The organism is Jannaschia sp. S6380 (genome assembly GCF_023015695.1).
GTDB lineage: Bacteria > Pseudomonadota > Alphaproteobacteria > Rhodobacterales > Rhodobacteraceae > Jannaschia.
Window position 1 is genome coordinate 286,664 of record NZ_JALKAS010000002.1, and the last position, 22,572, is coordinate 309,235.

The window sequence follows — 22,572 nt, forward strand, 5'->3', positions numbered from 1 at the left end:
TCCCATGTCAGACCGGGACGATGCCGAACACCCCCCTTGCGCCCTGTGCGAGCGGCCCGTGCTGCCGGGAACGCCGCAGAGCCTGCATCACCTGATCCCGAAGCTGCGCGGCGGCAAGGGCGGGCCGGTCGTGCTGGTCCACCAGATCTGCCACAACGAGATCCATGCCAGCGCATCCGAGGCCGAGCTGGCGCGCCTCTGGAACACGCCCGAGAAGCTGCGCACGCATCCGCGCCTGGCGAGGTTCATCGCCTGGATCCGCAAGCGGCCGGCCGATTTCCATTCAAAGACGCCGGGTGCGCGGCGCGGGTGGAAGCGGCGCTAGGGCGCGTGCCTCACTTGGCGAACGGTGCCGCGTCGCCCCAGATCTGGCGGACCCGCGCGTCACGGCCGCAGCCTTCGCGGTAACGCTTGTAGGCGATCTTCTTGGGCACGGCGAGGCCGACGGAGGAGAAGGCCAGCCGCTCGTTGGACTTGTAGTAGTCCTGGTGATAGTCGCCCACGGGATAGAATTCGCCCGCATCGAGGATCGGCGTGACCACCTCGCGACCCAGCGTAGCCTCGGCATCGGCCTTGGCGGCCTCGGCCACGGCGCGCTGTTCGGGCCCGTCGACGAAGATGGCGGTCGTGTATTCCCGGCCCCGGTCGCAGAATTGCCCGCCGGCGTCCAGCGGGTCGATCGACCGGAAGAACAGGTCGAGGATCCGGCGATAATCGATCACGTCCTCGTCGAAGGGGATCCGGACCGCCTCGATATGATCTCCCGAGGCGCGATATTCGGGGTCGGGCGTGGTCCCGCCGGTGAAGCCCGACACGGCGTCGCCGACACCGGCGACGCTCTCGAAATCCGCCTCGACGCACCAGAAGCAGCCGCCGGCCACGGTGGCGGTCTCGGCCTGCGCGGGCGCGGCGAACGCGAATAGGGGAAGGGCGAGGAGGGGGAAGGTGCGTAGCTTGGACATGGGATCTCCTTTGCCGAAGCAACGCCGGGGGCGCCAATGACGTTTCATCACGGGGACGTCAGGCGGGCCCATGGACGGGGTGTTTTCTGCGATCGCCAAGGGCCCGGTTTGACCCGATATTCAGGTCTCCCTGACGATACCGAGCTTGCATCACTGGCGCATCACGCGGGGGCAATTGCGAGCATGCCGATATATGACATCCAGGTCCTGACCGAGGCCGATTTGCTTGCCGGCGGTGGAACGGTTGGATCGAACGGGACATTCGCGACCACCGGAAGCACGTTCACATACGATGCGGCCACGATGCCCTGGTATACGATGCAGGTCGTCGACAACGGTGCCGATACCACCACGCTGTCCGCCGATACCAACTCCGCCAACAGCGACGGCGGGGCAAACGCCGACAACGAAGGGTCGGACGGGGAAACAGGTACGCTCTTCGATCCCGACGGCAACGCAGTCGGATCGACGGGCCGGGTCGCCGCCGATCGATGGGGTGAATTGTCCGGCAGCGACGGCTCGACGATCTTCATCTACGAAGTCGAGAACCAGGACGATATCGACGTCTACGCCTTCAGCGCGCCGCTCGTCGACGGGGTGACCTATACCACATCGGTGCAGAACAGCCGCGATACGCCGTTCGAATATGGTCAGGTCGTCTGCATCGCGCGTGGCACCCGCATTCTGACCTCGTCAGGCTACCACCGGATCGAGGACCTGTCGGTCGGCGATGCGGTCGAGACCGTCGATCATGGCGCGCAGACGATCCGTTGGATCATGCGTTCATCGCACGCATGCCCCGGAAAGGGGGGGGGCTCCATCCGGTCCATATCGATCCCGGGGTGATAGGAAACCACCGAAGGATCCGGCTCTCACCCCAGCATCGCGTCGTCGTGCGTGTGAAGGCCGGAGCCGCTCGACGGGACGTCTTCGTGTCGGCCAAACACCTCGCGGAAGAGTATGGCGGAACAATCCGGTCCGCCGAAGGGATCCGCAAGGTCGAGTTCTTCAATCTGTTTCTGGATCGCCACGAAGTCATTCTCGCGGAAGGGGCCCAGGTCGAGAGCCTTTATCCCGGACCGGAAACCAAGAAGGTGCCCGGCCTCGATCTCGCGCCGCCGATCCGGGCGCAGCACCAACGGTTGCTGGGGGCGAGAACGGCCTCCGAGATCGAGAGAGCTTACGGTCCGCCGGCGCGCGAAGTGATGAACAGGCGCGAACTGCGACAGGCGATCGCGACGGGTCGGCTCTGTCTTCGTCCGCCGTCCAGTCCGGACGTCTCGGGATATCCGCGCGCAACCGGTTCGCAAACAGGTCTTGGTCGCATCAATTCGATCGTCATCCCCGGCTCTCGCGGGGCTGTCGTCCGCCCGCATTAGGCACGCCGTCGCCCCAACCCGACCCTATCGCAGCCACCGGAATACCAGCGGCGCGCAGGTGATGACGATCACGATGCGGGTGACATGGTGGACGATGACATAGGCCACGTCCGCGCCGGCGACGATAGCCATGATCGCCATCTCGGCCTGGCCGCCGGGAGAGAAGGCGAGGATCGCGTCCAGCGGGGGGGCGAGGTCGGCGAGGACGACGATCTCGGCGAAGATCGCGGCGATGGCGGCGAGGATCAGGCCATGGCCGAGGCCCGAGACGAAGATGCGGCGCACCTCGGCCCAGGTGATGCCGGAATATTTCACGCCGACGACGAGGCCGATGAAGAACTGCGCGGCCTGGATGGCCTCGGCCGGGGGCCGGGTCTGGATCACGCCGGCGAGCGAGAGCGCGCCCGCCGCGATCATCGGCCCGAGGATGGAGGCGCCGAACAGGCCGACATGTTTGGCCACGCGCCAGCCGACGAGGCCCGCGGCCACCATGATCGCCATCTGCGACGGGGCGATGTCGCGGGCGGGCGCGCCGGGCGCGCCGGTCAGGTCGATGCCGTAGGCCAGTACCAGGATCGCGGGCACCACGGTGACGATCAGCAGTACCCGGGTCGCGTGGAGGAGGGAAAGGGCGCGGGGGTCGCCGCCGGCCTCCTCCCCGAAGAGGAGCATATCCTGCAGCCCGCCGGGCATCGCGGCGTAGAAGGCGGTGGCCCGGTCGAAGCCGCAGATACGGCGCAGGTAGGGATAGCCCGCCGCGCCCGCCGCCAGCAAAAAGAGCGGCGCGAGCATCAGGCTGAGCGCCATGGCGGGCAGCGCGCCGATCAGGGCGGGGGTGAGCGAGGCGCCGACCGCGACTCCGAGGACCGTGCGCATCGTGTCCGTCAGCGGCGCCCAGCTTGCCATGCGCAGGCCCGCCAGGGCGGCGGCGAGACAGGCGAAGAGCGGGCCGAGCAGAAACGGCAGCGGCAGGGAGGCAAGGCGGAACAGGAGCACCCCCGCGACGCAGATCGCGAAGGTGACGGCGAGGCGCGGAAGGCTCAGCGCATGCGCCCCTTTGCGGCCGAATTCATCCCCCGACCCGCTTGTTGCGGTTCGCGACCAGCTTCAGGCGCAAGGCGTTGAGGTGGATGAACCCTTTCGCGTCGGCCTGGTCGTAGGCGCCGGCATCCTCCTCGAAGGTCACATGCGCCTCGGAATAGAGCGAGTGGTCGGACCAGCGGGCGACGGTGCGGGCACTGCCCTTGTAGAGCTTGAGGCGGACGGTGCCGGAGACGTGCTCCTGCGACTTGTCGATCAGTGCCTGGAGCATCTCGCGTTCGGGCGAGAACCAGAAGCCGTTGTAGATGAGTTCCGCATAGCGCGGCATGATCGAGTCCTTCAGGTGCCCCGCGCCCGCATCGAGCGTGATCTGCTCGATTCCGCGATGCGCCTCCAGCAGGATCGTGCCGCCGGGGGTCTCGTAGATGCCACGCGACTTCATGCCGACGAAGCGGTTCTCGACCAGGTCCAGGATGCCGATGCCGTGCTTGCCGCCCAGTTCGTTCAGCTTCGTCAGGATCGCGGCCGGGGACATGGCCTCGCCATCGATGGCCACGGCATCGCCGCGCTCGAAGGTGATCTCGACCGTCTGCGGCGTGTCGGGTGCGTCTTCGGGGCGGGTGGTGCGTTGCAGGACGTAATCGGGCGCCTCTTGTGACGGATCCTCCAGCACCTTGCCCTCGGAAGAGGTGTGCAGGAGGTTCGCGTCGACGCTGAACGGCGCTTCGCCGCGCTTGTCCTTGGCGATCGGGATCTGGTGCTTCTCGGCGAAGTCGATGAGCTTCGTGCGGCTCGACAGGTCCCAGAGGCGCCAGGGCGCGATGACCTTGATGTCGGGGTTGAGCGCATAGGCGGCCAGCTCGAACCGGACCTGGTCGTTGCCCTTGCCGGTGGCGCCGTGGGCGACGGCATCGGCGCCTTCCTCGGCCGCGATCTCGACCAGGCGCCTGGAAATGAGGGGCCGCGCGATGGACGTGCCCAGCAGGTAAAGCCCTTCGTAGAGCGCGTTGGCACGGAACATCGGAAAGACGAAGTCGCGGGTGAATTCCTCGCGCAGATCCTCGATGTGGATGGAGGTCGCGCCCATCATCTCGGCCTTCCTGCGCGCGGGCTCCAACTCCTCGCCCTGGCCCAGATCGGCGGTGAAGGTGACGACCTCGCACCCGTATTCCGTCTGCAGCCATTTCAGGATGATCGAGGTGTCCAGGCCGCCGGAATAGGCGAGCACGACTTTCTTGGGGGCGTCCATGCGGTCTCTCCGATATCTCGGCAGAGGGCCTAGGCCATTGCCGCATGCGTCGCAAGACGGGCCGGACATCGGGTGCCCGGCCCCCTTGCAAGGTCAGTCGGCGGGAATGCGTTCGACCTCGGGCGCGGCCTCCAGCTCTTCGCGGGTGACGTTGAGGCCTAGGAAATACTCCTGCAGGTTGTCCTCCTCATAGACGGGGCGCAGGGCGGACCAGTTGATGGCGACCTCGCGCTCCCCGATCCCAAGGAAGCCGCCCACATCGACCACGACCGATTGCAGGTTGCCGTCGACCCCGATGATCAGGTCGCCGATCTCGCCGATGTCGTCCCATTCGTCGACGGTGCCGGCGGCGAGCGCCACGCCGGGGGCGATCTCCTTCTCGGCGACATGGACGCGGGTGCCCAGGAGCGTGGTGGCCAGATACGCCTCGCCGTATTCCAGTTCGCCCGAGGCGAAGGGGCCCTCATGGGCGTCGGCCAGTGCGGTGCCGGCCAGGCCGAGGCAGGCGGCGGAGAGGAGAAGGGAATTGCGCAGCATCTTGTGTCCTTCGGTTGCCGGGTTGATGTCCAACCGTTCAACCGACGCGCGCGGAGGCCGGTTCCCACCGGTGCCGTTGACGTGTGCGGGGGCTGGGCCTAACCACGGGCGCAAGACAGGTTGGGACCCGAAGATCATGCTGAGCTGGAACATTCTGAAACGCGCGGTCACGCTGATCGTCGACAATCTGGGCGCGGCCCTGCGCCTGACGGCCGTGCCGTACGGGTTGCTGGCGGTCGTCTCGATCTACTTCGTGGGGACGGTCGATCTGGCCCAACTGGCGGCGTTCGATCCGGTGGCGAACCCCGACCAGGTGCCGGACCTGCCCGAGGGGTTCTGGTCCGCCTTCCTGATTTCCGGGCTGGTCCAGCTCCTCGTCTATCTTTGGATCGCGGTCGCGTGGCATCGCTATGTCCTCCTGGCAGAAGGGAGCGACGGTTGGGTTCCGCCGCCGCAGGGCGGGCTGATGCTGGGCTATCTCGGCCGTTCGATCCTGCTGGGGTTGCTGATCCTGGCCATCGCCGTCGCGATCTCGGTGCTGCTGGTGCCGGTCCTGCCGGTGCTGGCCCCGCCGATCATCGCGATCCTGGCCATCGTCGTGGGGTATCGGCTGGGCCTGATCCTGCCGGCCGGCGCCATCGGCGCGCCGATGACGATGAGCGAGGCCTGGCACGCCACCAAGGGCCATTCGGGCACGGTCGTCCTGCTTGCGGTGATGACCTGGGTGATCTCGTTCCTGCTGCAGATCCCCGCGCTCTTGGACGGGGCCGGCACCGGGGTCGCGGGGACGGGCGTGATCGGCGTGGTCTATGGCCTGGTCGTTGGCTGGATGCTGCTGATGCTGGGGGTCAGCGTGCTGTCGACGCTCTATGGGCATTTTGTCGAGAAACGCCCCCTTGACTGACTTCGCCGCCCGGGCCGAGGCGGCGACCGCGGCCATGCGCGACGTGTTCGCCGAGACGCCGCTCACCCGCAACGACTGGCTGTCGGACCGGTTCGGCGCCGATGTCTGGCTCAAGCGCGAGGATCTGACGCCCGTCCGCTCCTACAAGCTGCGCGGCGCGTTCAACGCGATGCGCAAGATGGATGGCGGCCGCGTCGCTTGCGCCAGCGCCGGCAATCATGCCCAGGGGGTGGCCTGGATGTGCCGGCACCTGGGCGTGGACGGGGTGATCTTCATGCCGGTCACGACGCCGGGGCAGAAGATCGACAAGACGCGCCTGTTCGGCGGCGACCGGGTCGAGATCCGGCTGGTGGGCGACTTCTTCGACGCCACGCTCGCGGCGGCCAAGGCCTTCTGCGCCGAGGCCGGGGCGCAGTTCCTGTCGCCCTTCGACGACGCCGACGTGATCGAGGGGCAGGCCTCCGTCGCGGTCGAGATGCGGACCCAGATGTCGACCGCGCCGGACCTGATCGTGGTGCCGGTGGGCGGGGGCGGCCTGTCGGCGGGGATGCTGGCCTATTTCCGGGCGCGCGGCACGGTGCCCGAGATGCGTTATGTCGAGCCGGCGGGCGGCGCCAGCCTGACGGCGGCGCTGGCGGCGGGGCAGCCCGTCACGCTGGACCGGCTGGACAGCTTCGTGGACGGGGCGGCCGTGGCCCGGGTCGGGGACCGGCCCTTCGACATCCTGCGCCACGTGCCCCCGCAACATGTGCTGCGCCTGCCCGAGGACCGGCTCTGCGTCACCATTCAGGAGATGCTGAACACCGAGGGGATCGTCCTGGAGCCGGCGGGCGCGCTGTCGGTGGATGCACTGCGCGACCTCGGCCCCGAGATCGAGGGGCGGCGCGTGGTCTGCGTCACCACCGGCGGCAATTTCGATTTCGAACGCCTGCCCGACGTAAAGGAACGGGCGCTGCGTTTTGCCGGGCTGAAGAAGTACTATGTCCTGCGGATGCCGCAGCGCCCCGGCGCGTTGCGCGATTTCTTGGAGATCCTGGGCCCCGAGGACGACATCGCCCGGTTCGAGTACCTCAAGAAGTCGGCACGCAATTTCGGCAGCGTCCTGATCGGGATCGAGACGCGACCGCCCGGCAGCTTCGCCGCGCTGGAGGGGCGCATGGACGCGCTGGGCATCGCCTGGCGCGACCTGACGGGCGACCCGCTTCTGGGCGAGCTGGTGATCTAGGCGTCAGGGTCCGGCGGGAACGCCGCCCGGGTTCGGGAAAGGGCGGCGCGCAGATGGGTCGGCATGTCGGCCCCGCCCGTGGAACGCGCCCCCGCCGCCGCGTCCGCCATTCCGCGGAAGCCGATGTTGAGCGCGCCGCTGCGCAGGAAATGCAGGATGCGGTGCCGCTTTTCCCGGGGCGTATCTCCGTCGAGGGTGGCGATTGCCGCCTCGGCCTCGGCGAAATAGGTCCGGGCGATCAGGGCCAGGTCATCGGCCCCGATCTCCCCCTCCAGCTCGGCGATGCGGTCGCGGTCGATCATGGCACCCTGTTGCCACGGCAGGGGTAAAGACTTCGTTGATGCGGACGGATCGGGAAAAAGTGGCGTCTTCACCGAAACTTAAGGTCCGGCGGGGATTGTACGCGGTAACCACCGGTCCGGGCTTCGATGATACCAGTAGATGACACAACCCTTCCATCGCCGCGCGCCCGACTTCGCGCGCTGGTGGTGGATGACAGCGCCGCGCAGCGCGATCTGCTGACGGCGCTGCTGACGCGGATGGGGCTGGACGTGGTGACGGTGTCCGACGCGGCGCAGGCGCTTTTCATTTGCATGATGGATGACGGCGCGGACATACGCCTGATCCTGAGCGATTGGCAGATGCCCGGCATGGACGGACCCGATTTCTGTCGCAGCTTCCGCAAGCTCGCGCGCGACGACTATGCCTATATCATCCTGATGACGTCGGAGACGGACCGCGGCGCCAAGGCCCGCGGACTGGAGGCCGGGGCCGACGACTTCGTCACCCGGCCCATCGACCTGACGGAGCTGCGCGCCCGGATCAACACTGGTCGCCGGATCCTCGACATGCAGGAGGCGTTGCAGCACCGCAACCACGAGGTGCGCACGACGCTGGACGACCTGCGCGCGATCCAGGACGCGACCGACCGCGACCTGGCGGAGGCGCGAAAGCTGCAGCGCGCCTTCCTTCCGGAACCGCATCGCTGGATGGGGGCGTCGGAGCTGTCGCTGCGGCTGATCACCTCGGGCCAAATCGGGGGCGACCTGGTGGGCTATTTTCCAATCTCCGACGACGAGATCGGCCTCTACTCGCTGGACGTCTCCGGCCACGGGATCGCGTCGGCGCTGCTGACGGGGCGGCTGGCCGGCCTGTTCAGCTGGACCTCGCGGCGCGCCAACATCGCATTCCGCCGCGACGGTCGCGGCGTCCATGGTCCCGAGGAGGTGATGGCCCGCCTGAATGCCCTGATGCTGGAGGAGATGACGTCGGACATCTATTTCACCGCCGTTCTGGCCTATGCCGACACGCGGACGGGGCGGGTGCGGTTCTGCCAGGCGGGGCATCCGCACCCGCTGGTTCGCCGCACCACGGGCCGGGTCGAACGCGTCGGCGACGGCGGGCCGCCCGTCGGCCTGCTGCCCGACATCCGGTTCGACTGCGTCGAGACGCTGCTGGCGCCGGGGGACGCGTTCCTGGCCTATTCCGACGGCCTGACGGAATGCGCCGATACCTGGGGCGACATGCTGGAGGAAGAGGGGCTGATGGCGCTCGTCTCCGACATGCCCGCCGAGACCGAGGCGGCGGTCGACTCGATCGAGGCGGCCCTGCAGGCCCATTCCGGCATCAACGGGTTCGAGGACGACATCTCCATGCTGCTCTTGCGGCACGGCGGGGTGGACCATGCGGACGGGGCCCGCGCAGCATGATCCGGTGGCTTCTGCATCCGGGCGCATCTGCGCGGGCCCGCCCGCGATCCGCCATCGGGGCCGCGCCCGTGGCGGCCGAGGCGTGGCGGACGGCCAATCGCGCCCCGCCGGCCTTGGGGTCCCCTGCGGGAGGCGCGCGTCGGCCGCCGCGCATGACGACCAATCCGCCGGTCATCGCCCGTTTCGGCGAAGGTATCCGGCCAGCATCCGCCGTGCGCCCGGGCTGACCAGCTGCGCGACCGCGTCGCGGGCCGGCAGCCAGAGCGCCGTGTGCCCCGCCTCGGTCGCGGGGCCCAGGCGGCGGCCGGGTCGGGCCAGGTAGACATGGCAGACCTTCTCGGCGTGGCAGTCGTATTCGGGCATGTAGGTGAAATCGCGGAACGCCCCCAGGCGGCGGATCACGGCGGCGGAATGGCCCGTCTCCTCCCTGATCTCGCGCAGCAGGGCGGGGCGCGGCGACTCGCCGGCATCGACGCCACCCCCGGGGAGCTGGATTTCGGACGTCCCGCCGCTCTGCTGCACCGTCAGCAGGATCGCGTCGCCTCGCAGCAGGATCGCGTAGGCCCCCGGCCTGCGTCGGTAGCGGATGCCGGCCCGGGGCGGGCGGCCATAGCGGGGCGTCATGGGGTTTATCCTCGCGGGGCAGGGCCTATATGGGGGCCTTGATGCCAGCCCCGGACCGGGATCGAAAGCCGCGACGACCGCCGGGCCACGCGAAGGAACCCCGCCATGACCGACGCCACCACCCATCTCTGGGACGACACCGTGCTGCCCTTCCAGCTCGACGCCAGCGACATCCGCGGTCGCGTGGCGCGTCTGGATGGCGTACTGGAGGACGTCCTGTCGCAGCATGACTACCCCGCGCAGATCGAGGCGTTGGTGGCCGAGATGGCGCTGCTGACGGCGCTGATCGGACAGACGATCAAGCTGCGCTGGAAGCTGTCGCTGCAGGTGCGCGGCGACGGACCGGCCCGCCTGCTGGCGACCGACTACTACGGCCCAACCGCCGAGGGGGAGCCCGCGCGCATCCGCGCCTGGGCCAGTTTCGATGCGCCGCGCATGGAGGAGATGATGCAGGCCGGCGCGCAGCCCTTCGACCTGGTCGGCAAGGGGTATTTTGCCATCCTGATCGACCAGGGAAAGGGCATGACGCCGTATCAGGGCATCACGCCGCTGGCCGGTGGCAGCCTGTCGGCCTGCGCCGAGACCTATTTCGCGCAGTCCGAGCAGATCCCGACGCGCTTCGCGCTGGCCTATGGCCGGTCGCAATCTCCCGGCGACGACACCTGGTGGCGCGCCGGCGGCGTGATGCTGCAGCACATGCCCAAGGCCTCGCCCTTCGCCAAGGACGGCGCCACGGGCGAGGGCGGGCTGCTGACGGCGGCCGACATCCTGGATGAGGATGCGGGCGAGAACTGGCGCCGTGCGAACATCCTGCTCGACACGACCGAGGAGCTGGAGCTGATCGGGCCCAGCGTCGCGCCGACCGACCTGCTCTTGCGCCTGTTCCACGATGAGGGGCCGCGCGTCTTCGACCCGCAGCCGGTGCGCTTCGGCTGTTCGTGTTCGGCCGACAAGGTGCGCCAGAGCCTGTCGATCTATTCCGCCAAGGACATCGCGCACATGACCACCGAGGATGGCCGCGTCACCGCCGACTGCCAGTTCTGCGGCGCGCATTACGAGTTCGACCCCGCCACGCTGGGGTTCGAGGCGACGGACGCGCCGGGCGACGCCCCCGATGCGGATTGACGACCTGACGCGCGCGCTGGCGGGGCCGGCCGCGCCCTCGTCTGACTTCGACCTGAACCCCGAGGTGGTGCTGCCCGGGCGCCGGCTGCTGCGCGACGCCGCGGTTCTGGTCCCGATCCTGGAGGGGGCGGACGGCCTGCGCCTTCTGCTGACGAAGCGCAGCTCTCGCCTGCGGCATCACCCGGGCCAGATCGCCTTTCCCGGCGGCAAGATCGACCGGGGTGAAGGGCCGGTTGAGGCGGCGCTGCGCGAAGCGTCCGAGGAGGTGGGCTTGCCGGGCGACGGCGCCCGCGTTCTTGGCGTCCTGCCGGCGCATGAGACGGTGACCGGATATACCGTCACCCCGATCCTGGCCCATATAGCCCCGTTCGATCCCGTGCCCGAGCCGGGCGAGGTCGAGGAGGTGTTCGCCGTCCCGCTGGTCCATGTGCTGGACCCGTCCCGCTTCGCCGTCGAGGCGCGGCGCTGGCGGGGGGAGTGGCGCCGCTACTACGTGGTGCCCTATGGTCCGTACTACATCTGGGGCGCGACGGCCCGGATATTGCGGGGTCTGGCGGACAGGGTGCATGCGGATCGGGGATGACTGGTTGACCGGCGCTGCCACGCAGGCGGTCTTCGGCATGTTGCAGACCGGCGGGCATCGGGCGCTGGCCGTGGGCGGTTGCGTGCGCAACGCGCTGCTGGGCGTGCCGGTCGTAGATATCGACCTGGCGACGGATGCCGTGCCGGACCGCGTGCTGCACCTGGCGGAGAAGGCGGGCCTCAGGGCCGTCCCCACAGGCATCGCGCATGGAACGGTCACCATCGTCTCGGACGGGGTCGCGCATGAGGTGACCACCTTCCGGCGCGACATCGACACGGACGGGCGCCATGCGACCGTCGCCTTCTCGGACGATCCCGCCGAAGACGCGGCGCGGCGCGATTTCACGATGAATGCGCTTTACTGCGACGCCGAAGGCCGCGTGGTCGACCCGCTGGGGGGGCTGGACGACCTGCGGGCCCGTCGCGTGCGGTTCATCGGGGATCCACATGCCCGGATCGCCGAGGATTACCTGCGGATCCCGCGCTTCTTCCGGTTCACGGCGCTCTACGGCGACCCGGCGCTGGGGATCGACGCCGAGGGGCTCGCGGCCTGCGCGGCCCTGGCCGAGGGGATCGACCGGCTGAGCGCCGAGCGCGTCACCCACGAATTGCGCAAGCTGCTGGCGGCGCCCGACCCGGCACCCGCCGTCGCGTCGATGGCGCAGGCAGGCGTGCTGTGGCGCATCCTTCCGGGGGCAGAGGCCGCGACGTTGCCGGTACTGGTGCATCTGGAGGCGCTGCCGGGCGACTGGATCGCGCGGCTGGCGGCGTTGGGCGGGGAGGTCACGGGCCTGCGGTTGTCACGGGCGGAGGTGCGGGAACTGGAGGCGTTGTCGCAAGGGGCACGGGGCGACGCGCGGCCCTTCGCGCTGGGCCATGCCCTGGGTGGCGACCGGGCGCGCGATGCGCTGACCATCCGGGCCGCGCTGCACGCGCAGGCCGTGGCCCCCGGTGACATCGAGGCCGCCCTGCGCGGCGCGGGGGCCGAGCCGCCGGTCACCGCCCGGGACCTGATGCCGGACTTCACCGGCCCCGCGCTCGGGGACGCGCTGGCACGGGTGCGCGACATTTGGTTGGCGCATGAGGGCGAGATCGACCGCGAGGCCCTGCTGGCCGCCGCGCGCGGCGATGCCGGGCGGTGATCGACCCGCTCTACCAGTTCGTGTTCCTCGGCCTGTTCACGCCAGGGCCGAATGTCATCCTGCTGACGGCATCGGGCGCGCGCTTCGGGTTCGCGCCGACGGTCCCGCATATCTTCGGTGTGGCGATCGGTGTCGGCATCACTTCGGCCCTGGCGGCGCTGGGGGTCGGCGCGCTCCTGCTGGCGGTGCCGGCCCTGAAACTGGCGCTGCAGGTGGTCGCGGTCGCCTGGATCCTGTGGATGGCGTGGACGTTGTTGCGATCTCGGGGCGGCCGGGCGGATGCGCGTGCGCGTCCCTTTACCTTTGTGGAAGCGGTGCTCTTCCAATGGGTCAACCCGAAGATCTGGATCATCGCCTTCGCGGCGGCGAGCGGCTATGCCAGCGACCTGCCCGCCGGGCTGGAGGCCGCGCGGATCGGCAGCGCGTTCAGCGGGATCAACCTGTTCGTCTGCCTGTTCTGGACCTTCGCGGGGACGCTGCTGACCTATCTGCTGACGACGCCCATGGCGTGGCGGGTGTTCACGACGGTCATGGCGGCGGCGCTGGCGGCATCCGGGCTGATGGTTTTCCTCGCCTGACGGGTTATATGGCGGGGGCAGCCCGATGAGGCCCAGATATGTTCCGCTATTTCGAAGAGCTCGTCGATCCCTACGCCCCGCAGGCAGAGGACGATACCCCGCCCCCCCGGCTCTGGCCGTTCCTGAGGGATTACTCGCGGCCCTTCGCGGGCGTCTTCGTGGCGGCAGGCGCGATGTCGGTCGTCGTGGCGGCGGTCGAGATCTGGCTGATCTTCTACATGGGCCGGCTGGTCGACCTTCTGTCGAACACCACGCCCTCCGCTTTCCTGGCCGAACACGGGTGGGAGATGGCGGCCGTCGCGCTGTTCATCCTGCTGGTGCGCCCGGCCCTGCAGGCGGCGGACGTGCTGCTTCTGAACAACACGATCCTGCCGAACTACGGCACGGCGATGCGCTGGCGCGCGCACAAGCATGTGTTGCGCCAGTCGGTGGGCTGGTTCGAGAACGACTTCGCCGGACGCATCGCCAACCGCATCATGCAGGCCCCGCCCGCCGCCGGCGAGGCGGTGTTCCAGGTGTTCGACGCGATCACCTTCGCGCTGGCCTATCTGGTGGGGGCGGCGGTTCTGCTGTTCGGCGCGGATCCGCGACTGGTGATCCCCCTGGCCATCTGGTTCGTGCTCTACGGGGTGCTGGTCCGCTGGACGGTGGCGCGCGTGGGGCCGGCCTCCAAGGCGTCGTCGGACGCGCGGTCGATGACCACGGGGCGGGTGGTGGACGCCTATACCAACATCCATTCGGTCAAGCTCTTCGCCCACGAGGGCAAGGAGCTGGACTATGCCCGCGACGCGATCGAGACGACGCGGCGCACCTTCGCCCGCGAGATGCGGATCTTCACGATCATGGATGTGGCACTGGTGATGCTGAATGGTCTGCTGATCGTCGGCGTCGTGGGTTGGGGCGTGGCGCTCTGGGTGTCGGGCAGTGCGACCGTGGGCGTCGTGGCGGCGGCGACGGCGCTGGTGTTGCGCCTGAACGCGATGACGGGCTGGATCATGTGGGCGCTGACGTCGTTCTTCCGTTCGCTCGGCGTGGTCGAGGAGGGCATGGAGACCATTGCCCAGCCCATCCACCTGACCGACGCACCCGGCGCCGCGCCGCTGCGGCTGGAGCGGGGCGCCATCGCGTTCGAGGGGGTCACCCATCTCTATGGCGGGGCCAAGGGCGGCGTGACCGACCTGACGCTGCATATCGCGCCGGGCGAGAAGGTCGGCGTGATCGGCCGGTCCGGCGCGGGCAAGTCGACCCTGGTGAAGCTGCTGCTGCGCTTCTACGACCCCGAACAGGGGCGCATCGTGCTGGATGGCCAGGACATCCGCCAGGTCACGCAGACGTCGCTGCGCCACGCGGTCGGGATGGTGCAGCAGGATTCGTCGCTTCTCCACCGCTCGGTCGCCGACAACATCCGCTATGGCCGGGCCGATGCGACGGACGACGAGGTCCGGGCCGCGGCGCGCAAGGCGCAGGCCGAGGAATTCATCGCCGACCTGCAGGACCAGGAGGGGCGGACGGGCTATGCCGCGCAGGTGGGCGAGCGCGGCGTCAAGCTTTCGGGCGGCCAGCGGCAGCGGATCGCGCTGGCGCGCGTGATCCTGAAGGATGCGCCGATCCTGGTGCTGGACGAGGCGACGAGCGCGCTGGACAGCGAGGTGGAGGCGGCGATCCAGGACACGCTCTACGGCATGATGGAAGGCAAGACGGTGATCGCCATCGCGCACCGGCTGTCGACCATCGCGGCGATGGACCGCATTCTGGTCATCGACGACGGCCGCATCACCGAGGAGGGCACGCATGAGGACCTGCTGGCGCAGGGCGGCCTCTACGCGTCGTTCTGGGCCAGGCAGTCCGGCGGCTTCATCGATACGCGCGGCGCCCCGACCGAGGCGGCCGAGTGATCCGCCCGCTGGCCGACCGGTTCGCCGCGCTGATCCCGCCCTTCGCGCCCGCCGCGGGGCCACCGCCGGGGACGCTGATGGCGTTCTTCGGCTGGTGCCTCGCGGGGGCCTGGCCCGTCCTGATCGCGGCCTTCGCCGTCTCGGCCCTGGCCGGCGCGACCGAGATCGCCACCGCCTTCTTCCTGGGCGCGGTCATCGACAGCGTGGCCGAACCGGCGCCCGGCTACCTGGCGCGGAACGCCTTGCTGCTGGCGTCTTTCCTGGGGTTCTACCTGGTGGTGCGACCGCTGATCTTCGGGACTTCGGCCGCGTTCAACGGCATCACGGTGGCCCCGAACGTCTATCCGCTGGTGCAGTCGCGGCTGCATCGCTGGACGCTGGGGCAGGCGGTCACCTTCTTCGACAACGATTTCGCGGGGCGCATCGCCAGCAAGCAGATGCAGACTGCCCGCGCCGTCACCGACGTGACGGGCGAGTTCATCAATGTCGTCGCATTCTCACTGGCGTCGCTGCTGGGCTCCGCGATCCTGATGCTGGCTATCGACTGGCGGATCGCGCTGGCCCTGACAGTCTGGCTGGTGGCGTATCTGTCGCTGTTTCGGTTCTTCATGCCGCGCATCAAGGCGCGGTCGGGCGCGCGGGCTTCGGCACGGGCGATGGTGACGGGCCAGGTCGTGGATACCGTCACGAACATCAAGACGGTCAAGCTGTTCGGCCACACCGCGCATGAGGATCACGCCGCGCTGGACGCGATGGACACGCTGCGCCACCGCGCGCTGGCCTTCGGGCGCGTGTCGACCGCGTTCCGGTTCGGCCTGATGTTCTGCGCGGGGTTGCTGCCCATTCTGATGATCGGCGGCACGCTTCTGCTGTGGCGGTCGGGCGCGGCCAGCGCGGGCGACATCGCGACCGCAGGGGCGATCTCCTTCCGGCTGAGCCAGATGACCGGCTGGGTCAGCTTCACGCTGATGGCGATGTACGCCAACCTGGGCGAGATCGAGGACGGAATGCGCACCCTGACGCCGCGCTGGACGCTGGCCGACGCCCCGGACGCGCGCACCCTGCCGCCGGTTGCGGGGGCCATCGCCTTCGAGGGGGTCACCTTCACCTATGGCCGCGAGGAGGGGGGGATCCACCGTCTCGATCTGTCCGTCGCGCCGGGCGAAAAGCTGGGCATCGTCGGCGCGTCGGGGGCGGGCAAGTCGACTCTGGTGAGCCTTCTGCTGCGCCTCTACGACGCGGAGGCGGGCCGGGTGACGCTGGACGGCCACGACATCCGCGCGGTCACGCAGGACAGTCTGCGCCACCAGATCGGGATGGTCACGCAAGAGACCGCCATGTTCAACCGCACGGCGCGGGACAACATTCTCTACGGTCGGCCGGACGCGACCGAGGCGGAGGTCGTCGACGCCGCCCGCCGTGCCGAGGCGCATACGTTCATCACCGGCCTGCGCGACCACAAGGGCAACACCGGCTATGACGCGTTCCTGGGCGAGCGGGGCGTCAAGTTGTCGGGCGGTCAGCGACAGCGGATCGCGCTGGCCCGCGCCATCCTGAAGGACGCGCCGATCCTGGTCCTGGACGAGGCGACGAGCGCGCTGGACAGCGAGGTGGAGGCGGCGATCCAGACGGCCCTGCGCCGGGTGATGGAGAACAAGACCGTGATCGCCATCGCGCACCGGTTGTCGACCATCGCCCGCATGGACCGGATCGTGGTGATGGAGGGCGGGCGTATCGTCGAACAGGGAACGCATCGCGACCTTCTGGCGCGCGAGGGCATCTATGCGCGCTATTGGAACCGCCAGTCCGGCGGCTTCATCGGCGTCGAGGACGTCGCGGCGGAATAGCGCCCGCCTGCGCCTTGGGCTAGAGGCGGGCCATGACCCTGAAGATCCTGCGCCTCGGCCAGCATGGCGATGGTGTCGCCCGTGACGAACTGGGCGCGACCGTCCACGTCCCCCGCACCCTGCCCGGCGAGATCGTCGAGGGCGACCGTGCAGGCGACCGTATCCCGTCGCCGCGGGTCGTCACGCCCGTGCCCGAACGCGTGGCGCCGCCCTGCCGGCATTTCCGGCGCTGCGGCGCGTGTGCGCTGCAACATGCATCGGACGGGTTCGTGGCCGACTGGAAGGCCGGACGCGTGATCGAGGCGCTGGGCCGGGCCGGCATCGCCGCTCGGATCGCCGGTGTCGCCACCTCTCCGCCCGGAACACGGCGCCGGGCCGCGCTGGCCGGGCGCAAGACGAAGAAGGGCGCGCAGGTCGGGTTCCACGTCGCCGGGGGTCACGAGATCGTCGAGATCCCCGACTGCAAGGTCCTGGCGCCCGGGATCGTCGCCGCCTTGCCGGCGCTGGAGCGTGTGACCCGTCTGGCCGCGCCGCGCGGCGCCGAGGTGACGCTGCACGTGACGCAGGGCCCCGAGGGGCTGGACCTGTCCATTGGGGGCGCCGGGGCGATGGACCGCGACGTGATGGAGGCACTGGCCCCCCTGGGGCGGGACTTCGTGCGCATCGCCTGGAACGGCGAAGTGGCGCTCCAGCAGGTGCCGCCGGCGCAGCCGATGGGACGGGCCCGCGTCGTGCCGCCGCCCGGGGCCTTCCTGCAGGCCACCCGTCATGGCGAGGCGGCCCTGGTGGGCGTCGTCGGCGCGACGCTGACGGAAGCCACGCGGATCGTGGACCTGTTCGCGGGCTGCGGCACCTTCACCTTTCCCGCGGCCGAAACCGCACCCGTGCATGCGGTCGAGGGCGATGGCGACCTGCTGGCCGCATTGGCCGAGGGTGCGCGTCATGCCACCGGCCTGAAACCGATCACGACGGCGCGCCGCGACCTGTTCCGCGACCCGCTGGACGAAGGCGAACTGTCGGATTTCGATGCCGCGATCATCGACCCGCCGCGGGCGGGCGCGGCCGCGCAGGTGGCCATGCTGGCCCGGTCGGATCTGCGCACCATCGCCTTCGTCAGCTGCAACCCCGCGACCTTCGCGCGCGACGCCGCCACGCTCGTCTCGGCGGGATGGCGCATGGGGGCCGTCCGGGTGGTGGATCAGTTCCGCTGGTCCCCCCATATCGAACTCGTTACCCGTTTCGACCGCGAAAGCCCCGCCAGATGATCCGAGCTCGCCTGAACGCCATCCTCGACCGTCCCGAGACGCGCACCGCCATCATCGTCGTGATCCTGTTCAACGCCGTCCTTCTGGGGCTGGAGACGATCCCCCCCGTGATGGCCCGGTTCGGCCAGGCGATCCTGATCCTCGATGCACTGTGCCTGGCGATCTTCGTGGTCGAACTGGGCGCCAAGATGATCGCGCAGGGCCGCAGTTTCTGGCGCGACGGCTGGAACCTGTTCGACACCGCGATCGTGGGGGTCGCGCTGATCCCAGGGGCGGGCACGTTCGGGGTGCTGCGGGCCCTGCGCATCCTGCGGCTTCTGCGCGTGATCTCGGTCTTTCCGCGCCTGCGCCGGGTGGTCGAGGGGTTCGTGACCGCCCTGCCGGGCATGGGCAGCGTGTTCGTCCTGATGGCGGTGATCTTCTATATCGGCGCGGTGATGGCCACGACGCTGTTCGGCGCATCCTTCCCGGACTGGTTCGGCAACCTGCCCCGCGCGGCCTATTCGCTGTTCCAGATCATGACACTGGAAAGCTGGTCCATGGGCATCGTGCGCCCGGTGATGGACGTCTATCCCTATGCTTGGATGTTCTTCGTGCCGTTCATCATGATCACGACATTCGCGGTCGTGAACCTGCTGGTCGGCCTGATCGTCAACTCGATGCAGGAGGCCCATGCCGCCGAAGGAGTGGCCGCCACGGATGCCTATCGCGACGAGGTGCTGGCCCGGTTGGAGGCGATCGAGGCGCGCCTGCGCGAACGCTAGACGAACCGGCCCTTGCGCCTGGGCCGGATGCGGCGCGGGAAGAACTTGGCCGTCGTCCAGGAGATCAGCTTGACGTCCATCCAGAACGTGCGCCGCCGCTGATACAGCAGATCGAGCCGCGCCTTTCGCGGGATGCAGATGGTGACGTAGGCGCGCTCCGTCTCCTCGGGCGTGCGGCAGGCCGACAGGATGCGATCCTCGTGCGGCGCGTAGATCAGGCTGGCGAGGCCGGTGACGCCGGGGCGCGACCGCAGCACCAGTCCGTAGAGGTCGGGAAACATCTCGACATAGCGGCGCAGCGGCGGGCGGGGGCCGACGAAGCTGACATCGCCCTTTAGGATGTTCCAGAGCTGCGGCAGTTCGTCCAGGCGGCGCTTGCGCAGGGCGGCACCCAGCGGCGTGATGCGGCCCGACTTGTGCCCCCCCGTCACGCCCTGGTCGCCCGGGTCGTGTGCCATGGTGCGGAACTTCCACAGCGTGAAGCCCTGCGTCGGCGTCTTCATCCGTTCCGAGCCGTAGAGGATCGGCCCGTCGCCCTGGCGCCAGACCTTCCACGTCACGACCGCGATGACCGGGGCCAGAAACGCCATCAGATAGAGCGAGAACAGGATATCGAACAGGCGTTTGCCGGGCGTCATGTGCCCGCCTCCCGCCATTCGGCGACCAGGCGTGCGGGCCGCGCCGTGGCTGGGTCGAGGGGAATCATCCGCTGCAACCGTGTCGTGTCCAGCGCCACTTCGGGCAGGGCGTCGTCCGGCGCGGGCACTTCGATCCAGTCGCGCCCGGCGGCGCGCAGCAGGTCGGCCATGTCGACGAGGCCCGGTGTCCCGAGGTTCAGGACCGGCGGCAGCGGCATGTCGTCCAGCGCGAGCCGTTCCAGCACATGGGCCAGCGTGACCGGCCCGATATAGTTCCGCCGCGGGCCACGCCCGTCGTCGAAGATGTCGAGCCGCGGCACATCCGTCCCGAGACGTCCCAGAAGCGCATCCGCCCCGGCGACGTTCCCCAGCCTCAGGCAGACGGCCTGGGGCCCATCGGGACGGGCGGCCGACCAGTCGGCGACAGCGCGTTCCATGTCCAGCTTGGCGCGGCCGTATTCGGTGGCGGGCGTGATTGCACGGTTTTCGCCCAGCGGACCATGCGCGCGGCCATAGACCGCCGAGGATGAGAAGAGGAGCACGCGGGGGACACCGGCTATTGCGGCCGCATCGAGCGCGGCAACTGCAATCCGCGCGTTCGCGGCCAGATCGGCCCGGCTGCCACGGACGACGCCGGCCAGGCAGACCAGACAGCGCCGGGCCTGCAGCACGGGCACCAGCGCGCCGTCGGCGCGGCCATGCCAGGCGACGCCGCGCCCCCGCCACGGATGCCGAAGCAGCCGGCCCAGGCGACCGGTCGCGCCGGTCACGGTGATGGAAAGGGGGGGTGTCGTCACGATATCACGGGGCCTCGCTGCACCCCCAAGGGCCATACCCGTCGCAGTTGCAATTTCAAGACACTCCGCCGCGTGATCCTGCCGATGCGTGTGCCGAGGCTTTCGGCGAGGCCGCGAAAGCCGCATGAATATGGTCAGGAAAACCCAGCGAGAGCCGCCGCATGCCGATCTGGACCAGACCCGCCTTCGCCGCGTCGATCCTGGCGGTGCTCGCCGCGACGGCGCAGGCGCAGCTGTCCGATGTCCGCTCGATCAACACCTATGGCGTGCCGGGGCTGATCGACATGCCGTCGGCGCAGATGCAGCCCGATGCCGAACTGACGACCAGCCTGACGCTGCTGTCGAACGACAGCGGCCGCACCCAGATCGCGTTCCAGCTGGCCCCGCGCCTGCAGGCGGTGTTCCGCTATGCCACCGTGCCTGATTTCCTGCCGCGCGACGACGGGTTCGAACGGACCTACGACCGCAGCTTCGATTTGCGCTTTCAACTGCTGAAGGAAGGCGCGCGGCGCCCGGCGATCACCGTGGGCGTGCAGGATATCGGCGGGACGGGCCTCTATTCGGCGGAGTACCTGGTCGCCACCAAGTCGTTCGGCGACCGGCTGACGGTGACGGGCGGCCTGGGCTGGGGGCGGCTTGCCGCGCGCGGCGGGTTCGGCAACCCGCTAGGCGCGCTGGACGACCGGTTCGACACGCGCCCGAACGTGCAGTTCGGCACCGGGGGCGACGTCTCGCTCGACCGGCTGTTCCGGGGGGATGCGGCGCTGTTCGCGGGGGTGCAGTACGACTGGACCGATCGCCTGACGCTGAAGGCGGAATATTCGTCGGACGACTACCGGCTTGAACAGACCCGCGATCTGATCGACCCGAAGACGCCGCTGAATTTCGGCATCGATTACGCGCTTCGGCCGGGCGTCCGGCTGGGCGCCTATGCGTTGCAGGGTGCCGAAATCGGCGTGACGATGCAGTTCACGTTGAACCCCAAGCGCGCGCCCCTGGGCAGCGGCCTCGACGGGGCGCCGCCGCCGGTGACGCTGCGGCCGTCGCCCGAGCAGCAGCCACAACTCTGGACGACCGCATGGACGCAGGACGCGACGATCACGCGGGCGGTCCGGTCGAACCTGGACGAGGCGCTGGACGGCGTGGGCCTGCGGCTGGAAGCCAGCCGGATCGACGCGAACCGGGCCGAGATCCGTTTCCGCAACCCCACCTACGAATCGCAGGCGCAGGCCGTCGGGCGCGCCGCCCGGGTGGCCAGCGCCAGCCTGCCCTCCTCGGTCGAGACTTTCGTTCTGGTCCCCCTGAACGAGGTCGGTCTGGCGGGCGATGCCGTCGTCCTGCGGCGCAGCGATATCGAGGCGCTGGAGAACCGGCCGGACGGCGCCGACGAGATCCTGGCCGTGGCGGGGCTGGTCGATGCGACCTCGCTGGGCCGGGCGGGCCTGGTGGTCGAGGAGGACGCCTATCCGCGCTTCAGCTGGCGGCTGGGACCCTATGTCGAGCTGAGCACCTTCGACCCCGACAACCCGCTGCGCGTCGATCTGGGCGCCCAGCTGGCCGCCGAGGTGCAACCCGCGCGCGGTGTGTTGCTTGAGGGGGCGATCCGTCAGCGCGTGATCGGCAACCGCGACGAGTCGACCCGCTTCTCGGTCTCGGCGCTGCCGCGAGTGCGCACCGATTCGAACCTGTTCGCGCGCACCGATGGGCCGTTCATCCCGTATCTGACGGCGAACTACATGTTCCGTCCGGCCTCCGACTTCTACGGTCGCGTCTCCGCCGGCCTGCTGGAATCGCAATATGGCGGCCTGTCTTCCGAGCTTCTTTGGAAGCCCGATTACTCGCCGCTCGCCGTGGGTGTCGAGGTCAACCGCGTGCGGCAGCGCGATTTCGACATGCGGTTCGGCTTTCGCGACCTCGATGCCACGACGGCCTTCGTCACCGGCTACTGGAACCACGGCAACGGCTTCCACAGCCAGTTGGATGTCGGCCAGTACCTGGCCGGCGATCAGGGCGCGACCTATGAGCTGGCCCGAGAATTCGCCAGTGGCTGGCGCGTCAGCGCCTATGCCACCAAGACCGACGTGAGTTCCGAGGAGTTCGGCGAAGGCAGCTTCGACAAGGGCATCCGGCTGGAGATCCCGCTGGGCTGGCTGACCGGGCGTCCGTCGCGCCAAAGCTCGGACGTCGTGCTTCAGCCGATCCTTCGGGATGGGGGCGCGCGGCTGCGGCTTCGCAACCGGCTCTACGACACGGTGCGCGATCAGACCGCGCCGGACCTGACGGACGATTGGGGGCGGTTCTGGCGATGA

The 22,572-nt window shown here is 69.3% G+C and carries 23 protein-coding genes; 15 read left to right on the forward strand and 8 right to left on the reverse strand.

Annotated elements, in window-relative coordinates:
* Positions 1 to 4 precede the first annotated feature (4 nt).
* Positions 5 to 325: an HNH endonuclease gene (locus tag MWU52_RS14425; RefSeq protein WP_246953450.1), complete on the forward strand. Its 321-nt coding sequence runs from the start codon at positions 5 to 7 to the stop codon at positions 323 to 325.
* A gap of 10 nt (positions 326 to 335) precedes the next feature.
* Here the strand turns inward: MWU52_RS14425 and msrA are convergent, their stop codons facing one another.
* Positions 336 to 962 carry a peptide-methionine (S)-S-oxide reductase MsrA gene (gene msrA / locus MWU52_RS14430; RefSeq protein WP_246953452.1) on the reverse strand — a complete coding sequence of 209 codons (627 nt, stop codon included), beginning with the start codon at positions 960 to 962 and terminating at the stop codon, positions 336 to 338.
* Positions 963 to 1,145: 183 nt separating this feature from the next.
* Here msrA and MWU52_RS18050 point away from each other — a divergent pair, with 183 nt between their 5' ends.
* Both MWU52_RS18050 and MWU52_RS18055 read left to right on the forward strand, forming a co-directional pair.
* Positions 1,146 to 1,808, forward strand: a complete 663-nt coding sequence (locus tag MWU52_RS18050) for a Hint domain-containing protein (RefSeq protein WP_281494135.1) — start codon at positions 1,146 to 1,148, stop codon at positions 1,806 to 1,808.
* Positions 1,757 to 2,341 (forward strand): Hint domain-containing protein, encoded by a 585-nt coding sequence (locus tag MWU52_RS18055; protein ID WP_281494186.1) that lies wholly within the window; start codon positions 1,757 to 1,759, stop codon positions 2,339 to 2,341. Before MWU52_RS18050 ends, MWU52_RS18055 begins: the two co-directional genes overlap by 52 nt.
* Before the next feature lie 24 nt (positions 2,342 to 2,365).
* Here MWU52_RS18055 and MWU52_RS14440 read toward each other — a convergent pair whose 3' ends face one another.
* The 3 genes from MWU52_RS14440 to MWU52_RS14450 form a co-directional block, all read right to left on the reverse strand.
* The gene (locus MWU52_RS14440; RefSeq protein WP_246953454.1) at positions 2,366 to 3,337 is read right to left on the reverse strand and encodes an AbrB family transcriptional regulator; all 972 of its coding nucleotides are present in this window, start codon (positions 3,335 to 3,337) and stop codon (positions 2,366 to 2,368) included.
* A gap of 73 nt (positions 3,338 to 3,410) precedes the next feature.
* A complete protein-coding gene (locus MWU52_RS14445; RefSeq protein WP_246953456.1) occupies positions 3,411 to 4,631 on the reverse strand; it encodes an argininosuccinate synthase in 1,221 nt (406 codons plus the stop codon).
* 93 nt (positions 4,632 to 4,724) lie between these two features.
* Positions 4,725 to 5,168, reverse strand: coding sequence for a PRC-barrel domain-containing protein (locus MWU52_RS14450; protein WP_246953458.1), 444 nt, complete (start codon positions 5,166 to 5,168; stop codon positions 4,725 to 4,727).
* A gap of 136 nt (positions 5,169 to 5,304) precedes the next feature.
* Here MWU52_RS14450 and MWU52_RS14455 point away from each other — a divergent pair, with 136 nt between their 5' ends.
* Positions 5,305 to 6,072 (forward strand): hypothetical protein, encoded by a 768-nt coding sequence (locus tag MWU52_RS14455; protein WP_246953459.1) that lies wholly within the window; start codon positions 5,305 to 5,307, stop codon positions 6,070 to 6,072.
* The gene (ilvA, locus tag MWU52_RS14460) at positions 6,065 to 7,297 is read left to right on the forward strand and encodes a threonine ammonia-lyase IlvA (RefSeq protein ID WP_246953461.1); all 1,233 of its coding nucleotides are present in this window, start codon (positions 6,065 to 6,067) and stop codon (positions 7,295 to 7,297) included. Before MWU52_RS14455 ends, ilvA begins: the two co-directional genes overlap by 8 nt.
* Here the strand turns inward: ilvA and MWU52_RS14465 are convergent.
* A complete protein-coding gene (locus tag MWU52_RS14465) occupies positions 7,294 to 7,599 on the reverse strand; it encodes a hypothetical protein (protein ID WP_246953463.1) in 306 nt (101 codons plus the stop codon). The two genes, ilvA and MWU52_RS14465, sit on opposite strands and share 4 nt — an antisense overlap.
* A 186-nt stretch (positions 7,600 to 7,785) precedes the next feature.
* On the opposite strand from MWU52_RS14465, the gene MWU52_RS14470 reads away from it, so the two are divergent.
* Positions 7,786 to 9,006, forward strand: a complete 1,221-nt coding sequence (locus tag MWU52_RS14470) for a fused response regulator/phosphatase (protein WP_246953465.1) — start codon at positions 7,786 to 7,788, stop codon at positions 9,004 to 9,006.
* A gap of 171 nt (positions 9,007 to 9,177) precedes the next feature.
* On the opposite strand, the gene MWU52_RS14475 is transcribed toward MWU52_RS14470, so the two are convergent.
* On the reverse strand, positions 9,178 to 9,630 hold the full coding sequence (locus MWU52_RS14475) for an NUDIX hydrolase (protein WP_246953467.1): 453 nt from the start codon (positions 9,628 to 9,630) through the stop codon (positions 9,178 to 9,180).
* A gap of 105 nt (positions 9,631 to 9,735) precedes the next feature.
* Between MWU52_RS14475 and MWU52_RS14480 the strand changes: the two genes are divergently transcribed.
* The 8 genes from MWU52_RS14480 to MWU52_RS14515 are packed head-to-tail and all read left to right on the forward strand — an operon-like array spanning position 9,736 to position 18,828.
* Positions 9,736 to 10,755: an Hsp33 family molecular chaperone HslO gene (locus tag MWU52_RS14480; RefSeq protein ID WP_246953469.1), complete on the forward strand. Its 1,020-nt coding sequence runs from the start codon at positions 9,736 to 9,738 to the stop codon at positions 10,753 to 10,755.
* Complete coding sequence (locus MWU52_RS14485) at positions 10,745 to 11,338, forward strand: CoA pyrophosphatase (protein ID WP_246953471.1); 594 nt, start codon at positions 10,745 to 10,747, stop codon at positions 11,336 to 11,338. The genes MWU52_RS14480 and MWU52_RS14485 overlap by 11 nt, the downstream gene beginning before the upstream one ends.
* Positions 11,322 to 12,479, forward strand: a complete 1,158-nt coding sequence (locus MWU52_RS14490) for a CCA tRNA nucleotidyltransferase (protein WP_246953473.1) — start codon at positions 11,322 to 11,324, stop codon at positions 12,477 to 12,479. Before MWU52_RS14485 ends, MWU52_RS14490 begins: the two co-directional genes overlap by 17 nt.
* The gene (locus MWU52_RS14495) at positions 12,476 to 13,057 is read left to right on the forward strand and encodes a LysE family translocator (RefSeq protein ID WP_246953475.1); all 582 of its coding nucleotides are present in this window, start codon (positions 12,476 to 12,478) and stop codon (positions 13,055 to 13,057) included. The genes MWU52_RS14490 and MWU52_RS14495 overlap by 4 nt, the downstream gene beginning before the upstream one ends.
* A gap of 38 nt (positions 13,058 to 13,095) precedes the next feature.
* Complete coding sequence (locus MWU52_RS14500) at positions 13,096 to 14,952, forward strand: ABC transporter ATP-binding protein (RefSeq protein WP_246953477.1); 1,857 nt, start codon at positions 13,096 to 13,098, stop codon at positions 14,950 to 14,952.
* The gene (locus MWU52_RS14505) at positions 14,949 to 16,799 is read left to right on the forward strand and encodes an ABC transporter ATP-binding protein (protein WP_246953479.1); all 1,851 of its coding nucleotides are present in this window, start codon (positions 14,949 to 14,951) and stop codon (positions 16,797 to 16,799) included. The genes MWU52_RS14500 and MWU52_RS14505 overlap by 4 nt, the downstream gene beginning before the upstream one ends.
* A 32-nt stretch (positions 16,800 to 16,831) precedes the next feature.
* Positions 16,832 to 18,064 (forward strand): class I SAM-dependent RNA methyltransferase, encoded by a 1,233-nt coding sequence (locus MWU52_RS14510; RefSeq protein ID WP_246953481.1) that lies wholly within the window; start codon positions 16,832 to 16,834, stop codon positions 18,062 to 18,064.
* The gene (locus tag MWU52_RS14515; RefSeq protein WP_246953483.1) at positions 18,061 to 18,828 is read left to right on the forward strand and encodes an ion transporter; all 768 of its coding nucleotides are present in this window, start codon (positions 18,061 to 18,063) and stop codon (positions 18,826 to 18,828) included. The genes MWU52_RS14510 and MWU52_RS14515 overlap by 4 nt, the downstream gene beginning before the upstream one ends.
* Here MWU52_RS14515 and MWU52_RS14520 read toward each other — a convergent pair.
* On the reverse strand, positions 18,825 to 19,466 hold the full coding sequence (locus MWU52_RS14520) for a sugar transferase (RefSeq protein WP_246953485.1): 642 nt from the start codon (positions 19,464 to 19,466) through the stop codon (positions 18,825 to 18,827). The two genes, MWU52_RS14515 and MWU52_RS14520, sit on opposite strands and share 4 nt — an antisense overlap.
* On the reverse strand, positions 19,463 to 20,263 hold the full coding sequence (locus tag MWU52_RS14525) for an NAD-dependent epimerase/dehydratase family protein (RefSeq protein WP_246953487.1): 801 nt from the start codon (positions 20,261 to 20,263) through the stop codon (positions 19,463 to 19,465). Before MWU52_RS14525 ends, MWU52_RS14520 begins: the two co-directional genes overlap by 4 nt.
* Positions 20,264 to 20,424: 161 nt before the next feature.
* On the opposite strand from MWU52_RS14525, the gene MWU52_RS14530 reads away from it, so the two are divergent.
* A complete protein-coding gene (locus tag MWU52_RS14530) occupies positions 20,425 to 22,572 on the forward strand; it encodes a YjbH domain-containing protein (RefSeq protein WP_246953489.1) in 2,148 nt (715 codons plus the stop codon).